Origin of the sequence: Vogesella mureinivorans (assembly GCF_007644035.1) — a bacterium.
Taxonomy (GTDB): Bacteria; Pseudomonadota; Gammaproteobacteria; order Burkholderiales; family Chromobacteriaceae; genus Vogesella; species Vogesella mureinivorans.
In genome coordinates, this window is the sequence record NZ_VMTV02000103.1 from 1 (window position 1) to 333 (window position 333).

The following is a 333-nucleotide window of genomic DNA, read 5'->3' on the forward strand; positions in this document are numbered from 1 at the left end:
GAAGTGGCCGAGATCGGTGAGGTAGATGCCGATGCGGGCAACATCGGCCAGCGAGCCGCCAGCGGCCTCGCAGACCGCCTTCAGGTTCTCGAACACGCGGCGGGTCTGGAAGGCGATGTCGCCCAGCACCAGCTCGCCGGTGTTGGCAGACAGCGGGATCTGGCCGGAGAGGAAGACCAGGTTGCCGCAGCGCACGGCCTGCGAGTAGGGGCCGATGGCGGCGGGCGCCTTGTCGGAGTGGATGGCATTACGGGGCATGGGCGCTCCTTGCGTCGCGGAGTTCGGGGTGGGGGATGGAAAGGCGGCGCCGCTACAGGCGCTGGATACCCAGCA

1 protein-coding gene is annotated in these 333 nt (G+C 68.8%); it reads right to left on the reverse strand.

Annotation, left to right across the window (positions count from 1 at the left end):
• The coding region (locus FLQ44_RS02830; protein WP_147692964.1) for a Rid family hydrolase at positions 1-258 on the reverse strand (258 nt) is incomplete at its 3' end.
• Between the last annotated feature and the right edge of the window lie 75 nt (positions 259-333).